Annotated in this window: 21 protein-coding genes; 13 read left to right on the plus strand and 8 right to left on the minus strand. The window is 62.1% G+C overall.

From position 1 onward, the window contains the following. Positions 1–9 precede the first annotated feature (9 nt). The 3 genes from NKJ40_RS14315 to tauA form a co-directional block, all read right to left on the minus strand. On the minus strand, positions 10–876 hold the full coding sequence (locus NKJ40_RS14315) for an ABC transporter permease subunit (protein WP_352466571.1): 867 nt from the start codon (positions 874–876) through the stop codon (positions 10–12). Continuing rightward, a complete protein-coding gene (locus NKJ40_RS14320; protein ID WP_352466572.1) occupies positions 873–1,646 on the minus strand; it encodes a taurine ABC transporter ATP-binding protein in 774 nt (257 codons plus the stop codon). The genes NKJ40_RS14315 and NKJ40_RS14320 overlap by 4 nt, the downstream gene beginning before the upstream one ends. 108 nt (positions 1,647–1,754) lie before the next feature. Further along, positions 1,755–2,768 (minus strand): taurine ABC transporter substrate-binding protein, encoded by a 1,014-nt coding sequence (tauA, locus tag NKJ40_RS14325; RefSeq protein WP_352466573.1) that lies wholly within the window; start codon positions 2,766–2,768, stop codon positions 1,755–1,757. Positions 2,769–2,865: 97 nt separating this feature from the next. On the opposite strand from tauA, the gene NKJ40_RS14330 reads away from it, so the two are divergent. The 4 genes from NKJ40_RS14330 to NKJ40_RS14345 all read left to right on the plus strand — a co-directional run bounded on the left by NKJ40_RS14330 (position 2,866) and on the right by NKJ40_RS14345 (position 5,891). Further along, complete coding sequence (locus NKJ40_RS14330) at positions 2,866–3,306, plus strand: hypothetical protein (RefSeq protein WP_352466574.1); 441 nt, start codon at positions 2,866–2,868, stop codon at positions 3,304–3,306. Between the two features lie 147 nt (positions 3,307–3,453). Further along, positions 3,454–3,906, plus strand: coding sequence for an RrF2 family transcriptional regulator (locus tag NKJ40_RS14335; RefSeq protein WP_352466575.1), 453 nt, complete (start codon positions 3,454–3,456; stop codon positions 3,904–3,906). A gap of 49 nt (positions 3,907–3,955) precedes the next feature. Further along, the gene (locus tag NKJ40_RS14340; protein ID WP_352466576.1) at positions 3,956–5,302 is read left to right on the plus strand and encodes an FAD/NAD(P)-binding protein; all 1,347 of its coding nucleotides are present in this window, start codon (positions 3,956–3,958) and stop codon (positions 5,300–5,302) included. 235 nt (positions 5,303–5,537) lie between these two features. Continuing rightward, a complete protein-coding gene (locus NKJ40_RS14345; protein WP_352466577.1) occupies positions 5,538–5,891 on the plus strand; it encodes a winged helix-turn-helix transcriptional regulator in 354 nt (117 codons plus the stop codon). A gap of 115 nt (positions 5,892–6,006) precedes the next feature. Here the strand turns inward: NKJ40_RS14345 and NKJ40_RS14350 are convergent, their stop codons facing one another. Together NKJ40_RS14350 and NKJ40_RS14355 are read right to left on the minus strand one after the other, a co-directional pair. Next, complete coding sequence (locus NKJ40_RS14350; protein WP_352466578.1) at positions 6,007–6,654, minus strand: cysteine hydrolase family protein; 648 nt, start codon at positions 6,652–6,654, stop codon at positions 6,007–6,009. Beyond that, on the minus strand, positions 6,651–6,980 hold the full coding sequence (locus NKJ40_RS14355) for a hypothetical protein (RefSeq protein WP_352466579.1): 330 nt from the start codon (positions 6,978–6,980) through the stop codon (positions 6,651–6,653). The genes NKJ40_RS14350 and NKJ40_RS14355 overlap by 4 nt, the downstream gene beginning before the upstream one ends. Before the next feature lie 124 nt (positions 6,981–7,104). Here NKJ40_RS14355 and NKJ40_RS14360 point away from each other — a divergent pair, with 124 nt between their 5' ends. The 3 genes from NKJ40_RS14360 to NKJ40_RS14370 all read left to right on the plus strand — a co-directional run bounded on the left by NKJ40_RS14360 (position 7,105) and on the right by NKJ40_RS14370 (position 10,298). Beyond that, a complete protein-coding gene (locus NKJ40_RS14360; RefSeq protein ID WP_352466580.1) occupies positions 7,105–7,503 on the plus strand; it encodes a RidA family protein in 399 nt (132 codons plus the stop codon). 192 nt (positions 7,504–7,695) lie between these two features. Then, positions 7,696–9,120, plus strand: coding sequence for a pyridoxal-phosphate dependent enzyme (locus tag NKJ40_RS14365; protein ID WP_352466581.1), 1,425 nt, complete (start codon positions 7,696–7,698; stop codon positions 9,118–9,120). Further along, complete coding sequence (locus NKJ40_RS14370) at positions 9,117–10,298, plus strand: cystathionine gamma-synthase (protein WP_352466582.1); 1,182 nt, start codon at positions 9,117–9,119, stop codon at positions 10,296–10,298. The genes NKJ40_RS14365 and NKJ40_RS14370 overlap by 4 nt, the downstream gene beginning before the upstream one ends. Positions 10,299–10,342: 44 nt before the next feature. On the opposite strand, the gene NKJ40_RS14375 is transcribed toward NKJ40_RS14370, so the two are convergent. Continuing rightward, on the minus strand, positions 10,343–13,624 hold the full coding sequence (locus NKJ40_RS14375) for an NACHT domain-containing protein (protein ID WP_352466583.1): 3,282 nt from the start codon (positions 13,622–13,624) through the stop codon (positions 10,343–10,345). Between the two features lie 772 nt (positions 13,625–14,396). Here NKJ40_RS14375 and NKJ40_RS14380 point away from each other — a divergent pair. From NKJ40_RS14380 to NKJ40_RS14400, 5 genes are all read left to right on the plus strand, one after another. Next, complete coding sequence (locus NKJ40_RS14380; protein ID WP_352466584.1) at positions 14,397–15,374, plus strand: GlxA family transcriptional regulator; 978 nt, start codon at positions 14,397–14,399, stop codon at positions 15,372–15,374. Positions 15,375–15,662: 288 nt separating this feature from the next. Then, on the plus strand, positions 15,663–16,967 hold the full coding sequence (locus tag NKJ40_RS14385) for a M24 family metallopeptidase (protein WP_352466585.1): 1,305 nt from the start codon (positions 15,663–15,665) through the stop codon (positions 16,965–16,967). 307 nt (positions 16,968–17,274) lie between these two features. Beyond that, the gene (locus NKJ40_RS14390; RefSeq protein ID WP_352466586.1) at positions 17,275–17,952 is read left to right on the plus strand and encodes an isochorismatase family protein; all 678 of its coding nucleotides are present in this window, start codon (positions 17,275–17,277) and stop codon (positions 17,950–17,952) included. A 10-nt stretch (positions 17,953–17,962) separates the two neighbouring features. After that, on the plus strand, positions 17,963–18,970 hold the full coding sequence (locus tag NKJ40_RS14395) for an alpha/beta hydrolase (RefSeq protein WP_352466587.1): 1,008 nt from the start codon (positions 17,963–17,965) through the stop codon (positions 18,968–18,970). Between the two features lie 148 nt (positions 18,971–19,118). Then, complete coding sequence (locus tag NKJ40_RS14400) at positions 19,119–20,759, plus strand: ABC transporter substrate-binding protein (protein ID WP_352466588.1); 1,641 nt, start codon at positions 19,119–19,121, stop codon at positions 20,757–20,759. 173 nt (positions 20,760–20,932) lie between these two features. Here the strand turns inward: NKJ40_RS14400 and NKJ40_RS14405 are convergent, their stop codons facing one another. Together NKJ40_RS14405 and NKJ40_RS14410 are read right to left on the minus strand one after the other, a co-directional pair. After that, the gene (locus NKJ40_RS14405; RefSeq protein ID WP_352466589.1) at positions 20,933–22,420 is read right to left on the minus strand and encodes a pyridoxal phosphate-dependent decarboxylase family protein; all 1,488 of its coding nucleotides are present in this window, start codon (positions 22,418–22,420) and stop codon (positions 20,933–20,935) included. A 25-nt stretch (positions 22,421–22,445) separates the two neighbouring features. Beyond that, positions 22,446–23,531 (minus strand): PLP-dependent cysteine synthase family protein, encoded by a 1,086-nt coding sequence (locus NKJ40_RS14410; RefSeq protein ID WP_352466590.1) that lies wholly within the window; start codon positions 23,529–23,531, stop codon positions 22,446–22,448. A 247-nt stretch (positions 23,532–23,778) separates the two neighbouring features. Here NKJ40_RS14410 and NKJ40_RS14415 point away from each other — a divergent pair, with 247 nt between their 5' ends. After that, the gene (locus tag NKJ40_RS14415; protein ID WP_352466613.1) at positions 23,779–25,779 is read left to right on the plus strand and encodes a transcriptional regulator; all 2,001 of its coding nucleotides are present in this window, start codon (positions 23,779–23,781) and stop codon (positions 25,777–25,779) included. Positions 25,780–26,631 lie beyond the last annotated feature (852 nt).

Genomic DNA, 26,631 nt, shown 5'->3' on the forward strand with positions numbered 1-26,631 from the left:
CCGGTCCGGTCACTCCCGCCCTGCCCACGGGACGAGCACCCGCTCGATCCTGCGGATGATGAATTCAAGCACGAAGGCAATGGCCGCGATCACCAGTATACCCATCACCACCACGTCGGTGACGAGGAACTGGGCAGCGGACTGGATCATGAAGCCGAGCCCGCGCGTCGCTGCCACCAGCTCGGCGGCAACCAGCGTCGACCAACCGGCGCCAAGCGCGATGCGCAGACCGGTCAGAATCGAGGGCAGCGCGCTGGGCAGGATAACGTGCCTGATCACTTGGCGCTGCGTGGCGCCAAGCGAGCGCGCTGCATTGATGCGTTCCTGCGAGACGCCGCGAACACCCGATGCCGTCGACAGCGCGACCGGCGCCAGCATGGCAATGGCAATCACCAGGATCTTGGACGGCTCGCCAATGCCGAACCAGATAATGATCAGCGGCAGATAGGCGAGCGGCGGGATCGGCCGCAGGAATTCGAGCAGCGGATCGAAGATGCCGCGCCCGATCGTGCTGATGCCGATAGCCAGCCCGATGGGAACGCCGACGAAAACGGCCGCGATCAGCGCTGCAAACACCCGCCACAGACTGGCGGCGATATGCTGGAGCAGCGTCGCGTCGACAAAGCCGTCACGGGCGACGACGACAAATTTGTTCCAGACTGCCACAGGCGACGGCAGGAAAACCGGCGACACCAATTGCAGGCGGGCCGAGGCCGTCCACGCCGCCAGCACCATCAGAATGGTGATCGCGCTGACCATGCGGGCCGAAACGCGGCTGCGTCTCGGCCGCGACCGCGACCATGGCACCGACAGCGCATCAGCTCCGTCGTCGACCTTGGAGCGCTGCGGCCGCTCGGTATAGGAGGTAACGGTCATGCTCCCTCCCCTTCGAAGATCGCGTCGGTCAGTTCGCCGCGCGCCGCGGCGAAGGCGGGATCGGCCTTGATGCTGCGAATGGCCTCGCCGGCTGCATAGCGCCGGCTGAAGCCGGCCTCGAAACTCCGCACCACCCGGCCAGGGCCGGGAGCGAGCACAATGATACGGGTGGCGAGAACCAGCGCTTCGTCGATGCCGTGCGTGACCATCAGCACGCCGACCTGGCTTGCCGTCCACAGATCGAGCAGCGTTGTCTGCATGCGTTCGCGTGTCAGCGCGTCGAGTGCGCCCAGCGGTTCGTCGAGCAGCAGGAATTGCGGCTCGGCCGCCAGCGCCCTGGCCAGGCCGACCCGCTGGCGCATGCCGCCGGAAAGCTCCCAGATGCGCTTGTCGCCGGCGCCGTCGAGCTTCACCAGCGCCAGAAGGTTGTCCGCAGTCCGCGCCCGTTCGGCGGCCCTGACACCGCGCAGCCTGAGAGCAAAGGCGACATTTTCCCGCGCGGTCAGCCACGGAAACAGCGCGTCGTTCTGGAACACGACTGCGCGGTCCGAGCCTGGCGCTGTGATCGGCCTGCCGCCAATCGTGGCGCGTCCACGCACAGGCTGGACCAGGCCCGCAGCGACATTGAGCAGCGAGGTCTTGCCGCAGCCGGAGCGGCCGACCAGGACAACGAAGTCGTCCTTGGCGATGTCAATCGACACGCGTTCGACGGCCGGCGCCGGCTGGCCGTCATAGTGAATCGAGACTTGGTCGAGCACGAGATGCGTCATGTGGGGTCGCCGATATTCTGAACCTGCCTGCCCCGAAGCCGTTCCTCGTCAGCGGCTCCGGGGCAGGCATCGCGCGCTCAGGGAAGGGAGGACGCGCGCATTGAGCCACTAATTCGAGGCCAGCGCCTCGCCGACATATTTCGCCGACACGTATTTCGAATAATCCGGCAACACGGCGTCAATCTTGCCCTGCTCCTTGAGGAAGGCCGATGTCGCCTCGACCGCCTTGACCGTGCCGCCACCGAGGAACTTGTCCGAGGCTTGCTCCTCGAGTGTCGGGAAGACATAGCCCCTCAGCAATTGCGGCACGTCTTCGAGCTTGGCCCCGGTGATCCTGGCGATCTTGGCCGCTTGCGGCGAGGACACCGACCATTGATCTGGCTTGGCCAGGAAGTCGGCATAGGCAGCGCCCGTCACTTTGACGAAGTCGCGCACCGCTTCCGGGTTCCTTTCAGCGAAGTCGGTGCGCACGATCCAGGCGTCGAAGGTCGGCGCGCCCCAGGCGGCGACCTGGGAGGAATCCAGCACGACCTTGCCCGTCGTCTTGATCTGGCCGAGTGCCGGATCCCAGACATAGGCGGCGTCGATGTCGCCGCGCGCCCATGCCGCCGCGATCTCCGGTGGCCGCAGATTGAGAATATCGACCGACTTCGGGTCGACACCCTCATGCTTCAGCGCGGCAAGCAGGCTGTAATGCGTCGTCGAAACGAAGGGCACCGCCACCTTCTTGCCGGCAAGGTCGGCGGCCTTCTCGATGCCGGCGCCGTTGCGGGCGACAAGGGCCTCGGATTCGCCGATCAGCCCGACAATGAAGATTGTCTGGATTGGAAGCTCGCGGCTCGCCGCCGCCGCCAGTGGGCTCGAGCCGACATAACCGATGTCGACCGAACCGGAAGCGATGGCGGCGATCACGTCGGCGCCGGAATCGAATTTCCGCCAGTCGATTGCTGCCTTGGTCGCGCTCTCATAGGCGCCGTCGGCCTGCGGCACCTTCGAGGGTTCGACGACCGTCTGGTAGCCGATAGTTATCTTGAGGTCCTGCGCATCGGCTGGGCCGAGAAAGGCGGCGCCAGCCAAGGCCGCCGAGGACAAAAGAACGATACGTCGCGAAATGGTGGACATGAAAGGCTCCTTGGAAATGAGAAAAACCCGGATTGCGTTTCATAGTCACCTAACTCTATCGTTCTTGTAGAGCTAAATCCTTCCAATCGGTTCGGTCTTGTTAGAAAAAGTCATCTGGCTATGGCAGCTGCCCATTCGCACGCTTCTGGGTGATGGCCCAGGTGAGAAACCATCGTCCTTGCCCGGGAACCGCTTCCACGTCGTCCATGCCCGCAGCAAGGATTTCCTGTTTTCGCGCCGGCATCGGCAAATCCATGCTGTGGATAGCCAAGAAATTGGAAACAAGTTCCCTGTGTTCGCCGTTAAGTCTAGTATCCTTATCGACATTGAAGGATTGGAGAGGACGATGAACGACGCCACCCTCCTTGTTGCCGCGCGCGGCATGCCTTGGCCTTCAAATTCAGGGGCGGAAGCTGCTGTCGGCATTCTCGCCGGTCGGGACATTTCTGTCGCCGGCCAGTTTGGCGGTGTGCCATTGGCGGCGGCTTCTGTGCCCCCGAGGGCACAAGCCCCGGCCAAAATGGCCATTGCGGTTTGAAAACGAAGCAAAATCAACGTTTCTCGGCTTGTATATCATGTCACTAGAATTTATCTGTAGTGACAGCTTGGACGCGGCGGGGAGGCACGCCAGGCGTTTCGCAACCGGTGGCCATGCGCCATCGCATGACAGAGAAACGTTCGGGTTATGCTCACGAAAAAAGGTAAATACGGCCTCAAGGCGCTCGTCCATCTGGCGCGCCTGCCGGCTGGACAGCTCGCCTTCGTCAACGACATCGCCACAGGAAACAATATTCCGAAGAAGTTCCTCGATGCCATCCTTGGCGAATTGCGCAATGCCGGGTTCGTCCAGAGCCGCAAGGGCAAGGACGGCGGCTACCGGCTGGCGGGCCCAGCGGACGAGATCAAGGTCGGCCACGTCGTGCGCGTGCTCGACGGGCCGCTTGCCCCCATTCCCTGCGCCAGCCGCACCCAGTATCAGCGCTGCGAAGATTGCAACGAGGCGACATGCCAAGTCCGACATCTGATGCTGGAGGTCCGGCAGGCCATCGCCGAGGTGCTGGACCAGCGCAGCCTCGCCGAAATGCGCGACATCGCCGGCGACGAGGACCTTTCGGCGGCGTTGAAAATCCAGGCCTGAACCAATCTCTCCTGAGCCGGCGACGATCGCCAGGACAGCTGGTGTGCGCATGACCGGGCGCGCCACGCCAAGTTCGATCATCATTGTCGGTGGCGGCGCCAGCGGCGTCGTGCTTGCCGCGCATCTGCTGAAGTCGCCCAATCCCGATCTCCGCGTCAGCCTGATCGAAAAACGCCCGCATTTCGGGCAAGGCATGGCCTATTCAACGCTGCTTTCGGCGCATGTGCTGAATGTCAGCGCGGCGGGCATGAGCGCCTATGCCGACGATCCCGGCAATTTCTCACGCTGGCTGCTTGGGCGCGGCCTGGCGACGCCCGAGCAGGCGCCGGTCTACGCGCCGCGAAGCGTCTACGCCCGCTACCTCAAGGAGCTGCTCGACGAGATCGAGGCGCGCGAACAGCAAACCGGGCGCCTGCGCCTGATCCGCGAGGAGAGCCTGTCGATCTCGCCGACCGCGTCAGGCGTCGAAGTGGCGCTGGCCAACGGCACCAGCGTGGTTGCGCACCTTGCCGTGCTGGCGACAGGCCATGACGAGGAGCCGGGCGCCGGTCAGGGCCGCGCGATCAGGATGGGCTCGGAGGCCGACACCGAGCTCGACCCCGAAGCCCCAGTCCTGGTGCTGGGCACCGGCTTGAGCATGGTCGATGCCTTCCTGTCGCTCGAGCAGCGCGGTCATCGCGGCGCGATCGTCGCGGTGTCGCGGCGCGGCCTGCTGCCTTCGCCGCATCGCAAGGGCAATCCGATCAAGCTTGACGTCGCCGACATTCCGCTCGGCACCCAGCTTTCCTATTTCGTCGGCTGGTTCCGCGACCTGATCCGGGAAAACCAGAAGGCCGGCATCGACTGGCGCGACGTGGTCGACGGTCTGAGACCCTTCAACCAGAAGATCTGGCAGAACTGGCCGTCCTCGGCCAAGCGCCGCTTCGTCGAACACACCAAGGCGTGGTGGGACATCCACCGCCATCGCATGGCGCCTGAAGTCTACGCCCGCGTTGCCGAGGCGGTGCAAGCGGGCCGCATCCGCCTTGTCGCCGGGCGCGTCGTTGACATCGCCGCCGGCGACGGCTTCAGCGTCCAGGTCCAGTCGCGTCACACGCAGCAGCTCGAAAGGTTCGACGTCGTGCGCATCTATGATTGCACAGGCATCGCCAGGGACATCTCGACCACCTCGAACAGCGTGGTACGGTCGCTGGTCGACCGTGGGCTGGCAAGGCCGGATCCGCTGCGCCTCGGCCTCGACGTGACCGCGAATTGCGAGGTCATCGCCGGCGACGGCACTGTATCGGCCAAGATCCTCGCCGTCGGACCGCTGACGCGCGGCACATTCTTCGAGATCGACGCCATTCCGGATATTCGCGTGCAGTGTGCGCGGCTGAGCAAGCGATTGCTCGGATGAGGATCTAGTTGTCTTGACGCAATTCCGGATGCAACACCGCCGCCGTTGGGTGAAAAGACCTCGACCGCATAACCGCGTTTCGGCTGTTTCGCGTTGACCGGATTGGCGTCGCGTACGCTCATCTTCGTTCTCCTCCATGGATTTTGTAGGCGGCCTGGAAGCGAGCCGCGACCCTGGCCAGATGACCGGGCAAATTCTGCTTCCGTCGCCACCGTGCCTTGCCTACGATGGGCGCATGACGCAACGCGGAAGACTCTACGGCTGCCCGGTCGAGTTCGCGCTCGACGCGCTCGGCGGCAAATGGAAGACGGTGATCCTGGCGCGCATCAAGGAACAGCCGATGCGCTATTCCGAATTGCGCCGGCTGATCCCTTCGCTCTCGGACAAGATGCTGACGCAGCGCCTGGCCGAGCTTGTCGAGATCGGCTTCGTCACGCTCGAGACGTCGCCCGACCGCAAGGGGCGCTACGCCTTGACCAGACGCGGCGGTGATCTCGCCGCTGCGCTCCAGGCACTCTATGAATGGGGCAGCGTGCATGGCCGCGCCGAGGGTGTGCGTTTTCGCACCGATAGCGCAGCCACCACCTAGATCAATTCCGGGAAAGCGCGGAGCGGTTTTCTGTCCGCAATTGCGTGACGACAAAACTATGGAGCGGTTCGGCGTTTCCGTGAAAGGGTGGATCGCTCTAGCAAGCCGATTGCCCTCAACTCGCACCGGCAAGCACGCTGCAGAAGCTTGCGACATCGGTGACAACGGCTTCGCCGAGGAAGTGTAGCGTCGCCATGGAGCGATCGCGCGCTTCGCGGTTGCCGAAGCCACAGGCGTCCTCGATTACCATGGCGACAAAGCCATTGTCGGTCGCCTGGCGAACGGTCGGCTCGATGCCGATCTCCATGGCGATGCCAGCGAGCGCTATCGTGCGCACGCCGCAATCGCGCAAGGCAAAGCCGAGCGCGGTGGAATCAAAGGCCGACATCGTGAGCTTGTCGAACACCGCCTCGTCATCGCGGGGTTCCAGCTCGGGCACGATCCTCGTCGCTTCGGCGTCGCGCGGGAACCACGGCTCGACCGTGTCGGGGCTGTCGCGCCGCTGCCAGGCCATGGCGGTGCGCAGCTGCGTCGCGCCCATCCACTTTCGCGGCAGCGCCAGATGGCGCGTGAACGCCACCCGCATTCCGGCCACGCGCGCCGCTTCCAGCACCGTGCCGGTGCGCTCGATGATGGTCGCGGCGCCGGCCACCTGGCGGCAGATGCCGACCTGCATGTCGTAGACCACCAGCGCCGTGCGGCGCGGATCGCACCACTCAGCCATGCTGGCCGGGATTTCGATCCCGTCGCTCGACCGGATCATGCCGCATTCCGGTCCCATGGCTTGGCGATATCGACGGTCGGGTCGAACAGGAATTCCAGCGGCAAGGGCGCGTCGAAGGCGATGAAGTGCCATTCCAGCAGCCCGGCCTTGGACAGCGGGAAGTCCTCGGTGTAGCGCCGCGCTTCCGCGACGCTGTCGAGCTCGAAGACGATGATGACGCCGCCAATATCGGCGCGCGCATAATTCTCGCGCACGATCCCCGCCTTCCAGAGCCGCCAGACATTCGAAACTTCGTCGCGCAGATAAGGCCGCAGGTCGTCGAGCGTGACGCCGGGCCTGAAATTGTCATAGGCAAGAATCTTCATCGGCCGTTTCCTTGCATTGCTGTTCGCCCAACGCCGGGTAGCATGGCGGAATCGGCGGCTGCAACGAACGAGATGGTGCGTTGAAACGGCCGCAGGGTATTTTTTGCTGAGGAGGAAAAGGGCGGTGACCATCGAAAGACTGAACCCCGAGGGCATGCACAGCAATCCGGCCTATTCGCAAGGCGTGTCGTTGCCGGCATCCGCGCGAATCGTGCTGGTCGGCGGCCAGAATGGCGTCGACGCGCAAGGCCGGATCGTCGCCAGGGACGATCTCGCTGCGCAGACCGCTCAGGCGCTCTCCAACCTGGCAAAGGTGCTCGAAGCCGGTGGGGCAAAGCCGGAACACCTCGTCAGCCTCTCGGTCTATGTCGCCGGCGACCAGGACATAGGGCCGGCCTTCGGCGCCTGGATGGCCTTCTGGGCAAACCGTGGCGCGCCGCCGATCATCAAGGTGCTGCGCGTCGCCGGCCTCGGCAATCCGGATTTTCTGATCGAGATCGAAGCCCAGGCGGCGATCGCCTGAACCCTAAGCAGGTTCTGCAAATCTTTTGCCCTGCCTGGACGCTCCGCGCGGCGAAGCTTTCGCGAAATTCCATTCCCCTGCTGGCGGCCGGATTGGCACGATCTATCTTCTTTCCAACTGCAAACGGCTGGAAAAGACGGTAGGTTGCCGTCTTCCAGGGCGGTTGCTCATTCTGGCAACGGAGCATCTGACATGAGCAAGCACAAGATCGTGGCACCGGACGATGCATCGTCCCGCCTGCGCCCGCCCTATGCCTCGGTTCTCGACCTGATCGGGCAGACGCCGGTCGTCGAGCTGACCAAATTCGACATCGGCAAGTGTCGGCTGTTCATCAAACTCGAAAGCCAGAATCCCGGCGGCTCGATCAAGGACCGCATCGCGCTGTCGATGATTGCCGCCGCCGAAAAACAAGGCAAACTGAAACGCGGCGGGACGATCGTCGAGGCGACCGCCGGCAATACCGGTCTTGGTCTCGCCCAGGTCGGCATCCCCAAGGGCTACCGCATCATCCTGGTCGTGCCCGACAAGATGTCGCGCGAAAAAATCCAGCATCTGCGGGCGCTCGGCGCCGAAGTGCGCATGACGCGTTCCGACGTCGGCAAGGGACATGCCGAATATTATCAGGACATGGCCGAAAAGATCGCCGCCGAGCTGCCCGGCGCCTTCTACGCCAACCAGTTTGCCAACCCGGCCAATCCGCTGGCCCACGAAACCACGACCGGGCCGGAAATCTTTCAGCAGCTCGGAGGCGATGTCGATGCGGTGGTCGTCGGCGTCGGCTCCGGCGGGACGCTGACCGGGCTTGGCCGCTACTTTGCGAAAGTCTCGCCGAAGACCGAGATGATTTTGGCCGATCCGGTCGGCTCGGTGCTGGCACCGTTGATCAAGACCGGCAAGATGGTAGAGGCCGGAAGCTGGACCGTTGAAGGCATCGGCGAGGATTTCGTGCCGCCCAATGCCGATCTGTCGCTGGTGAGGAAGGCCTATTCCATCCCCGACAAGCAGAGCATGCTTGCGGTGCGCGACCTGCTTTCGAAGGAAGGCATTCTCGCCGGCTCGTCGTCCGGTACGCTGCTTTCGGCAGCGCTTCGCTATTGCCGCGAGCAGACCGTGCCGAAGCGCGTCGTTACCTTCGTCTGCGACAGCGGCAACAAGTATCTGTCGAAAGTCTTCGACGATTTCTGGCTGGTCGAGCAGGGCCTGGCCGAGCAGGAGCAGCATGGCGATCTGCGCGACCTGGTTATGCGCACGCTCCGCACCGGCGATGTCGTGTCCGTAGGCCCCGGCGAAAGCCTGCTCAACGCCTATGGCCGCATGCGCCGCTCGGATGTCTCGCAACTGCCGGTGCTGGACGAGGGCAAGCTCGTCGGCATCATCGATGAAAGCGATATCCTGGCCAAGGTCGAAGGCCCCTATGACAGCCGCTGGGACCGCTTCAAAGCCCCGGTCAGTACGGCCATGACCTCTACCCTGCACACGCTGCAGGCCAGCCAGACGCTGGACACGCTGCTGCCGGTGTTCGACCGCAACGAGGTCGCCATCATCTTCGATGGCGACGAGTTCATTGGCCTGATAACCCGCATAGACCTGATCAACCATCTGAGGCGCGCCCGATGACCGTCAAAGCCACCGCATCGGGCAGGAACCGCCTCGCCTTCTCGACGCGCACCATCCATGGCGGCCAGAGCCACGACCCGACGACCGGCGCGGTGATGGTGCCGATCTATGCCACCTCGACCTACGGCCAGCAGAGCCCCGGCGTGCACAAGGGTTTTGAATATGCCCGCAGCCAGAACCCGACCCGCTTCGCCTTCGAGCGCGCGGTGGCCGATCTCGAAAGCGGCACCAATGCGTTTGCCTTCGCTTCCGGTCTGGCGGCGATCGCCACCATCTTCGAACTGCTCGATTCAGGCGCGCATATCGTCGCCACCGACGACATCTATGGCGGCACGTTCCGATTGCTGGAGCGGGTGCGCAAGCGCTCGGCCAATTTGCAGGTCGACTTCGTCGACTTCACCGATCTTGCTGCGGTCGAGGCGGCGATCCGCCCGGAGACCAAGCTGCTCTGGGTCGAGACGCCGACCAATCCGCTGCTGCGCGTCGTCGATCTCGAAGGCGTCGCCGCACTGGCCAGACGCAAGGGCGTGATGTCGGTGGCCGACAACACTTTTTGCAGCCCCTATCTGCAGCGGCCGCTGGAGCTCGGCATCGATATCGTTGTTCACTCGACGACGAAATACCTCAACGGCCATTCCGACATGGTCGGCGGCGTCGCCGTGGTCGGCGACAATAAGGATCTCACTGAGCGGCTAAAATTTCTGCAGAACGCCATCGGCGCCATTTCCGGGCCGTTCGACAGTTTCCTGGCGCTGCGCGGCCTGAAGACGCTGGCGCTCAGGATGGAGCGTCATTCGTCGAACGGCCAGAAGATCGCGCACTGGCTGGAAAGCCGCCCCGACATACGTCGTGTCATCTATCCCGGCCTGCCCAGCCACCCGCAGCACGCCATCGCCAGGCGGCAGATGCACGCTTTCGGCGGTATGATCACGGTCGAGCTCGACCGCGACCTCGCCGGCACCAAACGCTTCCTCGAACACACGCAACTGTTCACGCTGGCCGAAAGCCTCGGCGGCGTCGAAAGCCTGATCGAGCACCCGGCACTGATGACGCACGGCTCGATCCCGGCGAAAAAACGCGCCGAGATCGGCATTTCCGATTCGCTGGTGCGCTTGTCGGCCGGGATCGAGGATGGCGACGATCTGATTGCGGATCTGGATCAGGCGCTGGCCAGTTGAGGGGGGCGATGCTCCGACGGACCGTCCTTTAGACGGTCTCGCCGTCAAAACCAATGATCGTGAACTGAAATTTCTCCCACCTTTTGCACCCGCCCCCCTGCGTCGGAGGCGAGCGCATCTTGGGCGGCTCGCACAAGAAATTTCGGGAAATCGGGAGCTTGCTCACAAATTTTCTTAGCGACGTCTAGAGGAATCCTGTTAGGATCGAGCTCCGGCGCAGAAATATTCCGCCCGCATCTGTTGTTTTTAAGAATACATATGTATCTTTCCCAAAGGGACGCGTCGCGAATTAGCATTTGGATGGCGGTCCTTCCAACGAATAAACAAATCGCTTCGTCATCACCAGTATATTCAAAAAAATATCTTTCAAATACCGCACTGGCATATCTGTCGCCACCTCTATGCCCCAGGACCATCTTTAGCCTGTCGCCAGCAGTAGGTGGTGGCATGTCCAACACGTTATCACGACTTTGGTTTGCCCAAGCTGTTTCGACGAAGGCCTCGCATACCGAAGACCACTCCTGCGTTGTAAAAGAATCCATCAACCTTGATGCATCATCAACTAGCGAAAGGATAGTCTTTGGGGACGCCCAAACAGCCAATGTCAGTGCCGCCAGTTGGCGAGAGAGCCGGGTAGTGACGCTCCCCAGTTGCTCGCGCCACCACTTCGTGTTTCGAGATCGCAGCCGGGCAAACCGAAGGTTATCCACGATCTGAAGTGTGTCATCCCAGCCTCGGCTCGACCAAGCGCCTGGTTCTTGCTTGGACTTTACCCCTGCCGAAATGATAGCGATTCTATAAAGTGCCCAGCTTGGGCCGGTAGCGTTGTGGAGCGCCCCGACCAGACTCCTCCAAGGGTCTAAAGACGTTTTCCAGGAGGAGGTTTCTGCCTCGAGTAATTCAAGCGCCGTCGTCACAAAATCTGAGAGCGTTAAAATCTCCGGATCACTAGAAGTCTCGCGAGTCACCGTAAGTGAGCCAAAAATGTATCTATTTATAACGTGGCGCGCTGTTCCAACCGATTCTGTAGATATGAGGGCCCGATAGAATAGTCCGGAAATAACAAGACCGAACAGCTCCAGAGTTGTCACGCTCTCGTTGCCGCGGCCAATATGGATAAAGGCGACACGAGACAAAAGCTCCTTGGTTGCTCCCCGAAATAGTAGTTTGTTCTCGCTAATTACGTCATAGCGTCGAGCGGCGACCAGAACAGGCAATATATCATCGAGATGTCGTGTGGATAGCTCAATTATCTTCGAACTGGGAAGCGTGTCGATGATCCCAAGTCGTCTACCGTCTTCTAACCAACCTGCTCCCTCAGAAGGCCTTGGTTCCTCCGCTAACCACCTAGTCGTACGGCCGATAATCTCCGTATTTGATCGGACGATCCTTAGGAGGGATGCCCGGTCTTCTGTGCCCATATTACCATCAAGGGCGGCATATGCCTTTATGACTAACTCGGATCTCCCGCATCGTTCGGGCAACGCGACTTCGGATGTGGAGGTTCGACCGCTTGCCGACAGCAATATCTTCAAGCCGGGGTAGCGAAAGATGCCGTCTACTACGCGCGCAACCAAAAGTGGTTGCTGGCTAAAAACCCAATCGCCAAGGAGCATCAGAGCGAGAGTGCGGGGATGAGCTAAATATCTGTAAGCCGGCTCACCGCTCAATTGGTCCAAACTGTCGACAAGTGACGACAATTCCCCCCTGCTGAAGCAGCCACAGTAGAACCGGGCCACATTCAGCCAGTAGAAATTTCGTGATAAAGCATCAAACCTTTCTGGCTTTGTTCCACGGCGCTCATCGCCGGGCGGCGAGTATGGGGCAGTTTCGTAGAGATGGCGAGCTGCAAAATATTCTCTTAGCGGTTGGACCTCAAACTCGAAAGTACCTTCAACTCGGGCCACCAACGCGACCACTCGCTCAACCATGCCAGTGAAAAGCTCTTGCACCAAACCAACGTCGTGCCCTTCGGTTGAGAGGTATTCTCCTAAGATTCGTTTTAGTTCCGGCTCAGATATGCTGCCTCCGCTAACCCCCTCCTCTGCAGATGTATGCAACACCCACGCAAGGTAACGGTGAATATCCACGAGCAAGTCGCGATGCTCACGTACGACCCGACTCTTCTCAGACTCCCGATTGAAGAAAAGTTCCATGTAGTTGTCATACAAAGCTGTGCGCTTGTCAGGCAGGGATAGACCTCGTGTATGAATAAGTGCCAACAAGATTGTCAGTTGCATGGGATTCCTCGACAGGTCCCGCATGTGCGGCTGCTCAAGCTTCTCCTTCAGTAGAGCGATGAATTCGCGACGCTCACGAGTAGGTAGATGACGAGCGGCCATCCACTTTCTGGCGTATTCGTCAATCTGTTTGGGCGTCATCGACTGTAACTCAAGATGGAGCCATTCGGTCTCTGGAAAACCGGGTGAGTTAGCAAATGCCGCAGGCCTACTTGTAACGATTATTTGAGTAGATCTTTGATGCGCCAGTATACGTGCTGCAGATCGCATTATTTCTTCGACAACTTTCTGTCGAGTCGGTATATCGGCCACCTCATCAAAACCGTCGAGAACGATAGACACCCTTCCATTGCGAATGATGGCAATAAAATCTGACGATGTGAACTCTTGTCCACCGGACAAGTGGGAAACCTGCGCCGAAATGAAGCTTTCGAGGGTGGTAGACTTCACGCCAGCAAGCTGCGGATCCGCTGAGAAAGGATTCCGGCCGGAGACCCATGTAGCGAAATCCCGCAAATCGACTCGAAATGGTATCCTAACTGACGCGTCCAAATGCGCCTTGGGCGCGCTCGACAATTCGTCGGCTCTACCAAGAAGTTTCAATCGATTAACTTGGCACACATACTGGGTAATAGTCGATTTTCCCTGGCCGGGAGCCCCTTCGATAACCACACAGGAGTGGCCATTATCCGAAGGGTCTCTAAGCAGCGTTGCAGCGGTATTTAACGTATACCGCCTAGCATTGGCAGCAATATTGTCCGACATATAGAATTCGTCATCAACGGCCGTTGTAGAGATATCACCGCGCTCATATCCGATACTTGTAAAGTACGTCTTGCGAAGTAAGGGATCGCCGACCGGCGCCACAGGGATGTCTACAAACAGGGCCAGTATCTTATTCTGAAGTTCAACTTGTTTAAATTTTACTTCATCGTCATCTTTGCATTGGGAGGCAATGTAGGAATAGAGAGCCTGATTGCGCTGGGTAGCGTTGTCTCGCCATGTTCCTTCAATCAATAACTGTAGAACATCGGTGCCCCGGATGATATCCGGGTAGCTCCACTTTAGGTCGGAATTAGCTTCCACGCGCCTATCTAGATCATCTCGCCACCAACAGAAAGAAGGTATTGCGAACGCTTTTGACAGCAGTTCGTTCGCTTTATCTATGGAACCAACGTTGAGATGAGATGTCCCTGAAACATTTGTAATTAGATAATACTCCGTGGCGCCAAGATGTATAAAGCTCAGCTACTTTGGCTTGTTCACTCGTTATTACGCTCTCAACGACCTCTCGAGACGCCTTGGAACTTGGATCACGACTGTATTTTACCTGAAATATTATTAGCCGCCTGTTCCGTCTCCGACCGGGCTGCACAAGAACAAACGCATCTCGCCCGCCGTCAGGCTGACCGACAGGAAGGCACTGGACGTTTGGAAAAACGACAGACAACATGGATTGCGCAAGCTGTTGGAACCGCTCATCGCCTAAATTTTCGTAATGATAGCTCATTGCTTCCCCATCCCCATTTGATCTCATTACCTTCACTTTGCCGAAAGGCGGGTGAAATCCTAGCCGCCCCGCAGAGAATCGACCGCCGATGTACAGTGAATGTTCGAGCATCCACTAGCGCGCCGCTGCCGATCACATCTTGGTAAGTTTATGCCCTCTAGATAATTCTACACTCAGCCGAACAGTTACACAAAGGGCCTAACGCCAACTCCGAATAAATTGTATTGGCGTGCCATAGCTAAATCGACTAGGCGTTGGCGAGCTGAGACGAAAGCCTCTCCGTTAACGCGCATGTTGACCAGAACCACGGTCTGGCAGAATTGCGCTCCATCCAGTGGCCGACGAGCTATGACCAGCCCTTCATGCGATCAACCAAAACCCACCAACGCCCCCCTCACCTTCGCCATCCTGGTCTTCCCCGGCTTTCCGATGATGGCGTTCAGCTCGGTGATCGAGCCGCTGCGCGCCGCCAACGTGCTGGCGAAGCGGGACTGCTATCGCTGGATCATCGTCGGCGCCGCCGAAGGCCCGGTGGAGGCCTCGAACGGCGTCGTCATCCAGCCCGGCTTTGCCGCCCATGACGCGCCGAAGGTCGATCGCGTCGTCGTCTGCTCGGGCGGCGATGCCGATCATCTCGTCGCGCACGATGCCGCGAGCTGGATCCGCAAGAGCCTGCGCGGCGGCGCCCATATCGGTGCGGTGGCGGATGCCGCCTTCTTCCTGGCTCGGGCCGGCCTGCTCGACGGTCATGCCTGCACCTTGCACTGGACCAGCCAGGCAGCCTTCACCGAGGCGTTTCCGGACATCGAGCTGAGGCGCGACCTCTATGTCATCGACCGCAAGCGCTTCACTTCGGCCGGCGGCGTCGGCAGTCTCGACATGATGCTGGAGATCATCACCAGGGACTACGGCGCCGAGCTGGCGGCCGGGGTTGCCGAATGGTTCGTGCACAGCCCGCTGCGCTCCAGCGTCGACCGCAAGCTGATGCCGCTGCGCTTGCGCACCGGCGTGCAGAACGAACTGGTGCTGTCGGCCATCGCCATTATGGAGGATGCGGTGGAGGAGCGGCTCGGCATGGCGGAACTGGCGGGGCGGCTTGGTGTCTCCTCCGATAAGCTCGAACGCAATTTCCGCTCCGAACTCAGCATCTCGCCCAACGGCTATTATCGCCGCCTGCGGCTGAAGCGCGCCGCCGACCTCTTGGCGCACTCCAAGCTGATGGTGCGCGACGTGGCGCTCGCCTGCGGTTTTGCTTCGATGTCGAGTTTCGCCCGGGCGTTTCGGGAAGAGCATGGGCATGCGCCGAAGCTGATGCGGCGGCATTAGGTGTTTTAACTGCGCCGAGTTCCCGCCCACCCCCCTCTGGCCTGCCGGCCATCTCCCCCGCAAGGGGGGAGATCGGCAGCTTTGGTCCCGCCGCATATCCTGCTGCGTTGGTCATTGGCGAAGGCCGACGCGACATCCAATCTCCCCCCTTGCGGGGGAGATGGCCGGCAGGCCAGAGGGGGGTGCTGTCCCTCCAGCGCCTCTGCGGCATTCAGCACGACATCTGCGGGATTCCGCATAAGCTCTTGGCGCCGCGCCGCTATGTTCAGGGCCTTCCAGGAGGCACCCATGAGCATCGTCGTTTTTGACCCCGACAGCACCGAGGATGTCGACTTCAAGGACCGCATGCGCCATCCGGCTGCGGCCGATCCGGCCGGCGGCATGTGGTTGTCGGATACCGAGCCGTCCTTCATCGACGCCGACGCGCTGCGCAAGGGCCGGCTGGCCAGGCTGCGCGCCTGGATGCGCGAGGCCGGCTATGGCGGCGTGGTTTTGTTCGACCCCTACAACCAGCGCTACGCCACCGGCTCCCGCAACATGTTCGGCTATTTCCTGCGCAACTCGACCCGCTACTTCTTCATCCCGACAGAAGGGCCGATCGTGTTGTTCGAATATCCGCAGAGCTACCATGTCTCGATGGTGCTCGACACGATCGACGAGGCGCGGCCGTCCAAGCTGGTCTGGTCTTCAGTGTCGGGCCGTGACGACGAAACCGCCGGCCCGTTCGCCGATGAGATCGCCGAATTGCTCAAGGCGCATGGCGGCGGCTCGATGAAACTCGGGCTCGACCGCTGCAGCCATCTGCAGGCACTGGCGCTGGAAAAGCGCGGCTGCGACGTCCGCGATTGCCAGGGCGAGGTTTTGGCGGTGCGCGCGGTCAAGACGCCCGAGGAAGTAAAATGCCTGCAGGTGTCGATGGCTGGCGCCGAGGCTGCGGTCTATGCGGTGCGCGAGGCGATCAAGCCCGGCGTTTCCGAAAACGAGCTGTTCGCCATCATGTATGGTGAGGTGATCCGGCAAGGCGGCGAGTTCATCGAAACCCGGCTGCTGACCTCGGGCCAGCGCACCAATCCGTGGTTCAACGAGGCGAGCGGCCGCAAGATCAGGCCGGGCGAACTCTTGGCGCTCGATACCGACACGATCGGCTGCTACGGCTACTATTCGGACTTTTCGCGCACCTTCCGTTGCGGCCCGGGCAAGCCGACGGATTACCAGAAATCGCTCTACCGCATGGCGCACGACCAGGTTCAGCACAATATCTCGATCGTCAGACCCGGCATGGCGTTTCGCGAGATTGCCGAAAAGGCCTGGAAGATCCCGGACCGCTTCGTCGACCAGCGCTATACCTCGGTCATGCACGGCGTCGGCATGCATGGCGAGACGCCGTTCATCGCACATGCCATGGATTATGAAACCTATGGCCGCGACGGTGTCATCGTGCCCGGCATGGTGGTCAGCGTCGAAAGCTATATAGGCGAGAAGGGCGGCCGCGAGGGCGTCAAGCTGGAGGACGAGATCCTGATCACCGAGACCGGCACCGAGCTCCTGTCGCGCTTTCCCTATGAGGACGATTTCCTGGAGAAGCAGGTTTGACGCTCGTACTTTGGCGACTGTCGGAAACACCGTTCGCTTCGTCATCCTGGGGCGGAGCAAGGAGCGCAGCGACGCGGCGCAGACCCCAGGATCCATGCCGTGACTTCAGAGCGCTGCTGCCGTGCAGAATTCTGCTCCGCTGCACTCTTCGGCTAAGGTCACGGCATGGATCCCAGGGTCTCCGCGACGGAGCTTCGCTCCTGCTTCGCCCTGGGATGACGAAGCTGGCTAGGAGTCAGCCAATCTCCACGGCTTGCGGTAGCCCACGGAAAGGAACAGCGTTGGCCGGGAAGGCAGGCGTATCCGCATGAAAAGCCCGATCTCGATCAAGCGCGGCAAGGCGGCGGCGGTGTTCATCGATCTCCAGGAGGAGCATCGGCGGGACAAGCGCTATCTGGTCGAAGGCTATGGCGACATCCTCGCCAACGTCCGGCGGCTGCAGGCAGCGGCACGAGCCAATCATGTGCCTTTGTATCACTGGGCCTATATCGTCGATCTCGCCACGGCGCGGCCGTTCCACCCGGTCGAGGCCAACGGCAAGTCGGCGTTTTCCGACAAGGACGATCCGCTGACTGCGATCTGCGCGGAAGTGGGCCCGGCGACAGGCGAGACGATGCTGGTCAAGACCGATGCCAGCGCCTTCCGCGCGGGGCCCGCCGCCGAGCGGCTGAAGGCCGACGGCATCGAGTGGCTGGTCGTTGCCGGCGTCTGGACCGAGGCCTGCATCGATGCCACCGTCAAGGATGCGGTGGCGCTCGGGTTTCGAGTGCTGCTGGTCAAGGATGCCTGCGGCAGCGGCAGCACGGCGATGCACCAGACGGCCATCCTCAACCTTGCCAACCGGCTCTATGGCGGTGCCGTCACCACCACCGGCGGCGCCTGCCGGCTGCTGGCCGGCGAGACGGTCGAAGCATGGCAGGTCGAGGGCTCGGTGCCGCTGCGTTTCAGCTACGAAAACGCCGCCCGCCTCTACGCGGAGCTCTGAGCGCCCCGCAATGATCACAGAGGCCGATCGACCAGAAACAACAGAGCGCGGAAAATACCAAACGCTGCTCGATCCCGAGCTGTGGGCCTATATCGACCGAGTCAATGAGTGGTATCCGCCCGAGATCGTCTACATGCCGATCGATAGGCAGCGAGCGGTCTATGATGCCATGTGCCGGGCGTTTCGCGAGCCCTATCCGCCCGGCGTCAAGGCCAGCGACAGCGCGGTTCCTGCCGGCGACCGTGCGATCCCGGTGCGGCGCTATCAGTTGGCGGGAACGGCGCCGCAGGCAGCGGTCGTCTATTATCACGGCGGCGGCTTCGTCCTTGGCGGGCTCGACAGCCATGACGACATCTGCGCCGAGATCTGCGCCGGCACCGGCTTTGCCGTGCTGTCCGCCGATTACCGGCTGGCGCCTGAACATCTGCATCCGGCCGCCTTCGACGATGCGCTGGCCGTATTCGAATGGGCAACGGCGACGACCGGCCTGCCGATCGTGCTCTGCGGCGAAAGCGCCGGCGGCAACCTGGCCGCTGCGGTGGCACAGGCGACACGCCGCCATCCTCGCCATGCGATCGGCAAGGTGCTGATCTATCCCGAGCTCGGCGGTGACGAGCTAGACGGCCCAGACCTGGACGGCAAAGCGCGCACCGGCTCCTATATCGAGCACGCCGAGGCGCCACTGCTGACATTGCGCGACGTCGAATTCTATCGCCATGTCCGCGGAGGCCCGGCGCAGTCGCCGGACGACCCGACATTTTCGCCGCTCGGCGATAGCGACTTCTCCGGCCTGCCGCCGACGGCCATCATCACTGCCGAATGCGACCCGCTGTCGTCGGACGGCCAGGCCTATCGCGACCGCATCCTTGCCGCCGGCGGCATGGCATGGTGGCGCGAAGAACCGCGGCTGGTGCACAGCTTCCTGCGCGCCCGCAAGATCGTGCCGCGCGCAGGCGAGGCCTTCGAGCGCATAATCGCGGCAATAGCCGCACTGGGCGGGGGTGACTGGCCGGAGTGACGGGGACCATCCTCCAAGCTCCACTGTCGCGGAACAGCGCACAACAACTGCGGAAACCCGAACACTGATGCGGTCAGGCCAGCCCTATCATCACGCCACGTAAGGGACCCGCATCCGCGATGCGCCGGCCCGACAGGGAGGATTTACGATGAAGTTCATGCTGACCGACCGGAAATTGCATCCGCAGGCCGAGCCCGTCGCCGACGGCTTCAAGAAAGGGCAGATGAACCGGCGCGAATATCTCGCCACCATGGCTGCGTTCGGCGTCAGCGCTGCCGGCGCGCTGGTGCTTGGCGGGCTTGCGCCGTCACCGGCCAGGGCCGAGGAACCGAAGCGCGGCGGCATCTTGCGTGTCGCCATGAACGTCAAGGGCTGGAAGGATCCGCGCACTTTCGACGGCGTGGAGATGTCCAACGTCGCCCGCCAGTGCAACGAATATCTGGTGCGCTGGAAGCGCGACTTCACCTTCGAGCCATGGCTGCTCGAGAGCTGGGAGACCAGCGACGACGCCCGCGTGCTGACGCTGCATGTCCGCAAGGGCATCACCTGGTCGAACGGCGACACCTTCAACGCCGACGATGTCATCCACAATCTGACGCGCTGGTGCGATGCGTCCGTCGCCGGCAATTCGGTCGCCGCGCGCATGGGCGCGCTGGTCAACGCCGATACCAAGAAGCCCGTCGCCGGCGGCATCGAGCGTGTCGACGACTTCACCGTCCGGCTTAACTTGCCGAAGCCCGACATTTCGCTGATTGCCGGCATGGCCGACTATCCGGCGCTGATTATGCACCGCAGCTATGAAGGCGACGGCGACCCGCTGAAGGCATTGGCGATCACCACTGGGCCGTGCGAACTCGTGGCATGGGACGCCGAGGTCGGCGCCGAAGTCCGCCGCAAAGACAAGCCATGGTGGAAGGGCGAGTTCTATCTCGATGGCATCAAATGGGTCGACTACGGCTCCGACCCCAATGCGATGCTGTCGGCCTTCGAATCAGGCGAGATCGACACCGACCATGAAACCGCCTCCGACACGGTTGTGCAGACCGAGTCCATGGGCCTGAGCAATTCCGAGATCGCCACCGGCTCGACGATTGTCGCGCGTTTCAACATCGGCAACCCGCCCTACGACGACATCAAGGTGCGCCGCGCCGCCCAGCTCGCCGTCGACAACGCCGCCGTGCTGAAGATCGGCATGGACAACCGCGGCAAGCCTGCCGAGAACCATCATGTCGGGCCGATGCATCCCGAATATGCCGATATCGGCCCGGCCGTCCGCAACACCGATCAAGCCAAGGCCCTGCTCGCCGAGGCCGGCAAGGCCGACCACGAATACGAACTCATCTCGGTCGATGTCGACTGGCAGAAGAGCACCGGCGACGCCATCGCGGCGCAGATGCGCGAGGCAGGGCTGAAGATCAAGCGCACCGTGCTGCCGGCCGCCACCTTCTGGAACGACTGGAGCAAATATCCTTTCTCCTGCACGGAATGGCTCGGCCGGCCGCTCGGCGTCCAGGTGCTGGCGCTCGCTTATAAGTCTGGCGCCGCCTGGAACGAGAGCGCCTATGCCAATCCGGAATTCGATACTCTGCTCGACAAGGCGCTGGCGATGCCCGATCCCGGCGCCCGCAAGGAGCTCATGGCCAAGATCGAAAAGAATTTGCGCGATTCCGGCGTCATCATCCAGCCCTACTGGCGCTCGGTCTATCGCACCTATCGCAAGGGCGTGCATGGCTGCGAGCAACACCAGTCGCTCGAGCAGCATTTCGAGAAGGTCTGGCTCGAGACGTAGCCTCATTGCGGGGCACAGGGGCAAACGTTGCAGGTTTGCGCCGCCCCTCCTCTCCCGTCACTATACGGGATGCCGGAAGGCAGGTGAGGGGCGGCGCCGTCCCTCGACGATTGGTCGTCTCCACACGCTTGGGCGCTTTAATTTGTCTGAAGCAACGCGTTGGCTGAGGATCCCTAGCCGGCAACGCCAGGCCTTGAAATCTCCCGTCCAAGCCGAACCGTCTCCCGCACCAGCAGGTCCAGATCCTCGCGCCGGGTGCGGTGGTTGTTGATCGCCACCCTGAGGCAATGCTGGCCATGCACCGTCGTGTCGGAGATGGCGGCGATGCCTTCTTCCTGCAGCCTCAGCATGATCTCGGTATTGAGCGCTTTCAGGCGCTCAGCGTCCAACCCATCGGCGCGGTAGCGAAAGCAGACGATGTTGATGTTCACCGGCGCCACTAGTTCGAGCGCCGGTTCGGCCTCGATCAGCGCACCGAGATAATGCCCTTGCGCGATGTTCTGGTCGATCAGCCGGCCGAACTTTTCGATGCCGTGCTCTCGCAGCGCCATCCACACCTTCAGCGCCCGAAAGCCGCGCGTCGTCTGCAGGCCGTAATCGTGCAGCCATTGGCCGGAGGCCAGGCCGCGCGGCGTCGATTCCAGATATTCCGGCGTCACCGCGAACGTGCCGCGATGCGCGGAGGCATCCCGGATCAGCGCGCAGCCGACCTCGAAGGGCGCGTGCAGCCATTTATGCGGATCGAGCGCGATCGAGTGGGCGTGCTCGATGCCGGCAACGCGATGCGAATTGTCCGGCGCAATCGCAAGCAGAGCGCCGATGCAGCCGTCGACGTGAAACCACAGATCTTCTTTTGCCGCCAGGTCAGCCAGCGCCAGGAGATCGTCGATTGCGCCGGTGTTCACCGTGCCGGCCGTACCGATTACGCAGGCCGGCTTGAAGCCGGCGTCGCGGTCCTCGGCGATCGCCGCCCGCAACGCAGCGATGTCGATCCGCAGCCCGGCATCGCTCGGGATGCGACGCAGCGCCCGGTTGCCGAGGCCGAGCGCCTCCATCGCCTTGCGGTGACAGGAGTGAAGCTGGTCGGAGCCGTAGAAGCGCAGCGGCTCGTCGATGCCGGCAACGCCGTGCTCGCGTATGTCGATGCCGGCCTTGGCGTTGCGCGCCACGGTCAGCCCTATGATGTTAGCCATCGAGCCGCCGCTGACCAGCGTGCCGCTGGCCGATTGCGGAAAGCCCATCATTTCCTTGCACCAGTCGACGACCTGGTTGTCCATCAACGCGGCGGCATGGTTGCCGCCGCCGAGATTGGAGCCCTGGATCGCCGCCAGGAAATCGCCGAGCGCGCCGGTGAAATTGCTCGAGCCCATATACCAGGACCAGAAACGCGGATGGACGTTGCCCATCGGATAGGGCATCAAGCTCCTGGTTACTTCGCCATACACCTCGGCCAGCGGAGCCGGCGAACGCGGCAGCGGCGCCGTGAAGAAGGCCCTCACATCAACCGGCATCTCCTGCCACACCGGACGCTCCCTGACATCGCGCAGGTAAGCGACGGCATCGTCGACGATCCGATGCGACAGGACCTGCACGTCGGCCCAGTCCGAGGGGTCAAGCGTTTCCTCGCTGGCCGTGACGGCCAATCCAGGCTTCGTGTCCATGCAGGCCGCTCCCGATGTGCCGCCGTCACGCCGGAAACTGGCAGCCGGGCGTCGACTGCGAAAGCGCAGTCTCCTCGGCGTCCATCTCCGCCTCGATGCCGTCGAACAGCGGCGTCGTCATGTAGCGTTCGCCGGTGTCGGGAAGCATGCACAGGATCACCGAGCCGGGCGCCGCCTTTTCCGCGATCTGCCGCGCCACCGCGAAGGTCGCTCCGCCGGAGATGCCGGTGAAAATGCCTTCCTTCTGCGCCAGCGCCTTGGCCCATTTCATGCCCTCGGGCCCGGCAATCGGCACCACGTCGTCATAGAGGCTTGCGTCGATCGCCTCCTGCAGCACGTCCGGAATGAAGTCGGGCGTCCAGCCCTGGATCGGATGCGGCTCGAAGGCCGGATGGCTGGCGGCAGGCGCGCCGCCGGTGCCGCGCTGCTGCGGCTTGCCGCTGCCGATAAGCTGCGCATTGGCCGGTTCGGCGAGCACGATCCGGGTCTCCGGCCGCTCGCGGCGCAGCACGCGTCCGACGCCGGCGACGGTGCCGCCCGTGCCGTAGCCGGTGACGAAGCAGTCGAGCCGCGAGCCGGCGAAATCGTTGATGATCTCGCGCGCCGTCGTCGCTTCGTGAATGGCGGCGTTGGCCTTGGTCTCGAACTGGCGGGCCAGGAACCAGCCATTGGCTTCGGCGAGCTCCACCGCCTTCTTGTACATGCCAAAACCCTTCTGGGCGCGCGGCGTCAGCACCACCTTGGCGCCCAGCATGCGCATCAGCTTGCGGCGTTCGATGGAAAAACTGTCGGCCATCGTCACCACCAGCGGATAGCCCTTCTGGGCGCAGACCATGGCAAGGCCGATGCCGGTGTTGCCGCTGGTCGCCTCGACCACGGTCTGGCCCGGCTTCAAGGCGCCGCTGCGCTCGCCCTCCTCGATGATGTTGAGCGCCAGCCTGTCCTTTACCGAGGCGGCGGGATTGAAGAACTCGGCCTTCACGTAGATCGTGGCGTGGTCCGGTCCGAGATTGTTGATGCGGATCACCGGCGTATCGCCGACCGTGTCGAGAATGCTGTCGAACAGGCGACCGCGCCCGGCGGTGGTTCTGATTTTCTGTTGATTCAACATGTCGATCTCCTCGATTTCTCGTTGTCTCTTGTCGTCACGGGCCGGTTACAGACCGGTGGCTTGGGCGGCGAGGTTTCGAGACCTTGCCGCGCTACATTTGCCTCCCGGCAATGCCAGCATCCGGCGCGGGAATTCGCTGCCGGATGCACCGTGTCGCGTTTGGTGATAAAACAAAGGCCGACTAGCCAGCGTGGGAGCAGGCGTGGAAACTTACGTGGAATCCGCCCGATCGAGCCTCGGCGGCGAGATGGCCGGTCTTTCCGTGCGTCTGCTCGGACCGCTGACGATCGCATGCAACGGCATCATCATCCAGCTCCCAAAATCGCGCAAGCTGTGTGCGCTGCTCGCCTATCTGGCGCTGGCGCCGCATCCGGTCGGCCGCAGCCGCCTCTGCGAGCTTTTGTGGGATGTGCCGAACGACCCGCGCGGCGAGCTTCGCTGGTGCCTGAGCAAGCTTAGAGGCATCCTCGATGAACCGCATCATCGCAGGGTCGAGACACCAGGCGACACGATCGCGCTTGATCTGAGAGGTGCTTCCGTCGACGCTGTCGACATAGCCTCGGCCGCCGCCAAGGGCGTTGAGACGCTCGGTCTAGAGCGGCTGCAGGCTCTTTCCGGAATGTTCGCCGGCGACTTTCTCGATGGGCTGGAGATCGACCGCAGCCCGCATTTCTACAGCTGGCTGATCGCTCAGCGCCGCCGCTTCAGCTCTTGGCACGCCGCAATCCTGGAACATCTCGTCAACAAGCTTCCGGCGGATGCCGACGAAATGTCTTCGCATCTGGACAAATGGCTGGAACTCGCTCCGTTCGACGGGCGCGCACATGTGGCTCTTCTGAAAGGGCTGGCGCAGCGCGGCCAGTTTGACGCGTGCGAGGAACATCTCGCTTCCGCGGCGCAGCTGTTTGCTTCGGAGGATCTGGATTTCGGACCCGTTCGTGAGGCATGGCGGACCATCCGCGGCGAACGACCCGCAGCGACGCTCTGGGCGCGACCTCCACTCGTACCCGCGGCCCCCCACGCGTCAATTGTGCTTCCCCATTCCGATGTTGCTGCACCGCGGAAAGCTTCGCTTGCGGTGATGCCGTTCGTCGAGGGAGCCGATTGTCCTGGCGGCCCGCGCGGTGGATTGGCCGACGGCCTGACCCACGACATCATCACCCGCCTGGCCAAGCTCAGGGACTTTTTCGTCATCGCGCGCGGCTCGGTGTTTGCGCTCGCGGAAAAAAACATTGCGCCGGAAGATGCCGGCCGGCGGCTCAACGTCGACTATGTCGCCACCGGCACGGTACGCAGCCAGGCCGGTCGCGTCGCCGTCGCGGTCGAACTGGTCGAAGTGGGCACGGCCAGGATCGTCTGGGCCGAGACGTTCGAGCGCAAGCCGGACGACATCTTTGCCGTGCTCGACGATATCGGCAACAGCATCGTCTCGTCGATCTCGACCGAGATCGAGACGGTCGAGCGCAACCGCGCCATGCTGAAGGCGCCCAATTCGCTGAACGCCTGGGAAGCCTACCACCGGGGTCTCTGGCACATGTATCGCTTCACCCGCACGGAAAACGAGCAGGCCCGGCATTTTTTCGACATAGCCTTGAAGCTCGATCCGACCTTCGCCCGCGCCTATGCCGGGCTCTCCTTCACCCATTGGCAAAATGCCTTCCAGCGTTGGGGCGACCGCGACCAGGAAAGCGCCCTGGCCTTCGAGGCAGCCGGCCAGAGCCTTCTCGTCGACGATCACAATCCGGCCGCGCACTGGGCCATGGGGCGGGCACTGTGGCTGCGCGGCGAGCAGGACGGCTCCCTCATCGAGCTGGAACGCGCCGTAGACCTCAGCCCGAATTTCGCGCTCGGCCACTATGCGCTGTCGTTCGTCCATTCGCAGTCCGGCGACCCGCAAGCTGCGATCGGCTCGTCCGATCATTCCAGGCATCTGAGTCCCTTCGATCCGCTGCTGTTCGGCATGTTGGGCGCCAGGGCGATGTCGCATGTCCGGCTCGGCCAGTTCGACGAAGCCGCCGAATGGGCGCTGAAAGCAGCCGCGCGTCCTAACGCCCATGCCATCATCCTGGCGATTGCCGCGCATTGCCTTGCGCTGGCGGGGCGGCTGGACGAGGCACGAAGTTTCGCCGCTGCGCTGCGCAAGATGCTGCCGAACTACTGCGCCGACGATTTCATCGGCACCTTCCGCTTCGAGCCGGACGCCGAGGCGCTGTTCCGGCAAGGCGCCAAGCGGATCGGGCTGGGGTGAGGCAGGCGCGCGGTTAACCAGGCCTCCAAACCGCTCATCGCGGCTGGCCGCCCAAACATCGTCATGTCCGCAGCGAAGGCGCATCGTCAGATTGGTTGCGAATTCGTCGACCAGAGCGGATCAGACGGCCTCAACCGATTTGACGTTGCCGGCGGTGTCCACGAGGCAGCACCAGCCCTATCTTCTGACGGGCAACGGCTGAAGGTGCAGCAGTGCGTTCGCCAAAGAGCGCGCCTTCACGTGCCGCCCCTGGACGCTACCCGATGACAATCCGGCTGGGAAGATGCTCACAACGCGGCCGCGGCACCCCCACTGCGCCTCTATGTGGCACGCCGCAGCGTTGAAAAAACTCGAATAAGTGAGCAGCGTTTCTTTCGACCTGCGCAACCGGGTGGGCTCGGTCAAAAAAAAATACCGACAATAGATCAGGATACAGGCAATCGTATAAGAAGCGATTTCGCCATTGGCTTTTTTCGATCTGCGTAAATGCATAACAACGTGGTATATTACTTGTAACAACATACAGCCAATGGAATAATGTCGATTTTCTGTGCTGGTTCATTGCTGTGAATCGAATTTCAGTATCTGCTAAGATAGCCGGCATTGGTTCTGAATTATTAAGCATTTGCAAAATTCAACCCGCGATACTGCAATTTTTCCTTGCCATACGCCGACTTCGGATGCAACTTTCTGGCAACAGCAGCCGCGTTAGTTGGTTGCTGGCATGCTTGGGCGGACGGGCGCGAAGCATGGAGAGGGAAATCGATATTCGCTAATGCGGCCCCCCGTGGGGAGCGTTTCCCCTCGACGTAAGAGATCACGACAGCCAGCGACTAAGTCTTCGAATGCATG

The organism is Mesorhizobium sp. M0119 (assembly GCF_040322615.1).
Lineage (GTDB): Bacteria > Pseudomonadota > Alphaproteobacteria > Rhizobiales > Rhizobiaceae > Mesorhizobium.

Excerpts from the sequence above, each read along its gene's own strand:
- tauA (WP_352466573.1), bottom strand. The coding sequence starts at position 2,768 with ATGTCCACCATTTCGCGACGTATCGTTCTTTTGTCCTCGGCGGCCTTG.
- NKJ40_RS14405 (WP_352466589.1), bottom strand. The coding sequence starts at position 22,420 with ATGGACACGAAGCCTGGATTGGCCGTCACGGCCAGCGAGGAAACGCTT.
- NKJ40_RS14395 (WP_352466587.1), top strand. The coding sequence starts at position 17,963 with ATGATCACAGAGGCCGATCGACCAGAAACAACAGAGCGCGGAAAATAC.
- NKJ40_RS14315 (WP_352466571.1), bottom strand. The coding sequence starts at position 876 with ATGACCGTTACCTCCTATACCGAGCGGCCGCAGCGCTCCAAGGTCGAC.
- NKJ40_RS14345 (WP_352466577.1), top strand. The coding sequence starts at position 5,538 with ATGACGCAACGCGGAAGACTCTACGGCTGCCCGGTCGAGTTCGCGCTC.
- NKJ40_RS14355 (WP_352466579.1), bottom strand. The coding sequence starts at position 6,980 with ATGAAGATTCTTGCCTATGACAATTTCAGGCCCGGCGTCACGCTCGAC.
- NKJ40_RS14380 (WP_352466584.1), top strand. The coding sequence starts at position 14,397 with ATGACCAGCCCTTCATGCGATCAACCAAAACCCACCAACGCCCCCCTC.
- NKJ40_RS14365 (WP_352466581.1), top strand. The coding sequence starts at position 7,696 with ATGAGCAAGCACAAGATCGTGGCACCGGACGATGCATCGTCCCGCCTG.
- NKJ40_RS14390 (WP_352466586.1), top strand. The coding sequence starts at position 17,275 with ATGAAAAGCCCGATCTCGATCAAGCGCGGCAAGGCGGCGGCGGTGTTC.
- NKJ40_RS14335 (WP_352466575.1), top strand. The coding sequence starts at position 3,454 with ATGCTCACGAAAAAAGGTAAATACGGCCTCAAGGCGCTCGTCCATCTG.
- NKJ40_RS14400 (WP_352466588.1), top strand. The coding sequence starts at position 19,119 with ATGAAGTTCATGCTGACCGACCGGAAATTGCATCCGCAGGCCGAGCCC.
- NKJ40_RS14385 (WP_352466585.1), top strand. The coding sequence starts at position 15,663 with ATGAGCATCGTCGTTTTTGACCCCGACAGCACCGAGGATGTCGACTTC.
- NKJ40_RS14370 (WP_352466582.1), top strand. The coding sequence starts at position 9,117 with ATGACCGTCAAAGCCACCGCATCGGGCAGGAACCGCCTCGCCTTCTCG.
- NKJ40_RS14350 (WP_352466578.1), bottom strand. The coding sequence starts at position 6,654 with ATGATCCGGTCGAGCGACGGGATCGAAATCCCGGCCAGCATGGCTGAG.
- NKJ40_RS14410 (WP_352466590.1), bottom strand. The coding sequence starts at position 23,531 with ATGTTGAATCAACAGAAAATCAGAACCACCGCCGGGCGCGGTCGCCTG.
- NKJ40_RS14340 (WP_352466576.1), top strand. The coding sequence starts at position 3,956 with ATGACCGGGCGCGCCACGCCAAGTTCGATCATCATTGTCGGTGGCGGC.
- NKJ40_RS14415 (WP_352466613.1), top strand. The coding sequence starts at position 23,779 with ATGGCCGGTCTTTCCGTGCGTCTGCTCGGACCGCTGACGATCGCATGC.
- NKJ40_RS14320 (WP_352466572.1), bottom strand. The coding sequence starts at position 1,646 with ATGACGCATCTCGTGCTCGACCAAGTCTCGATTCACTATGACGGCCAG.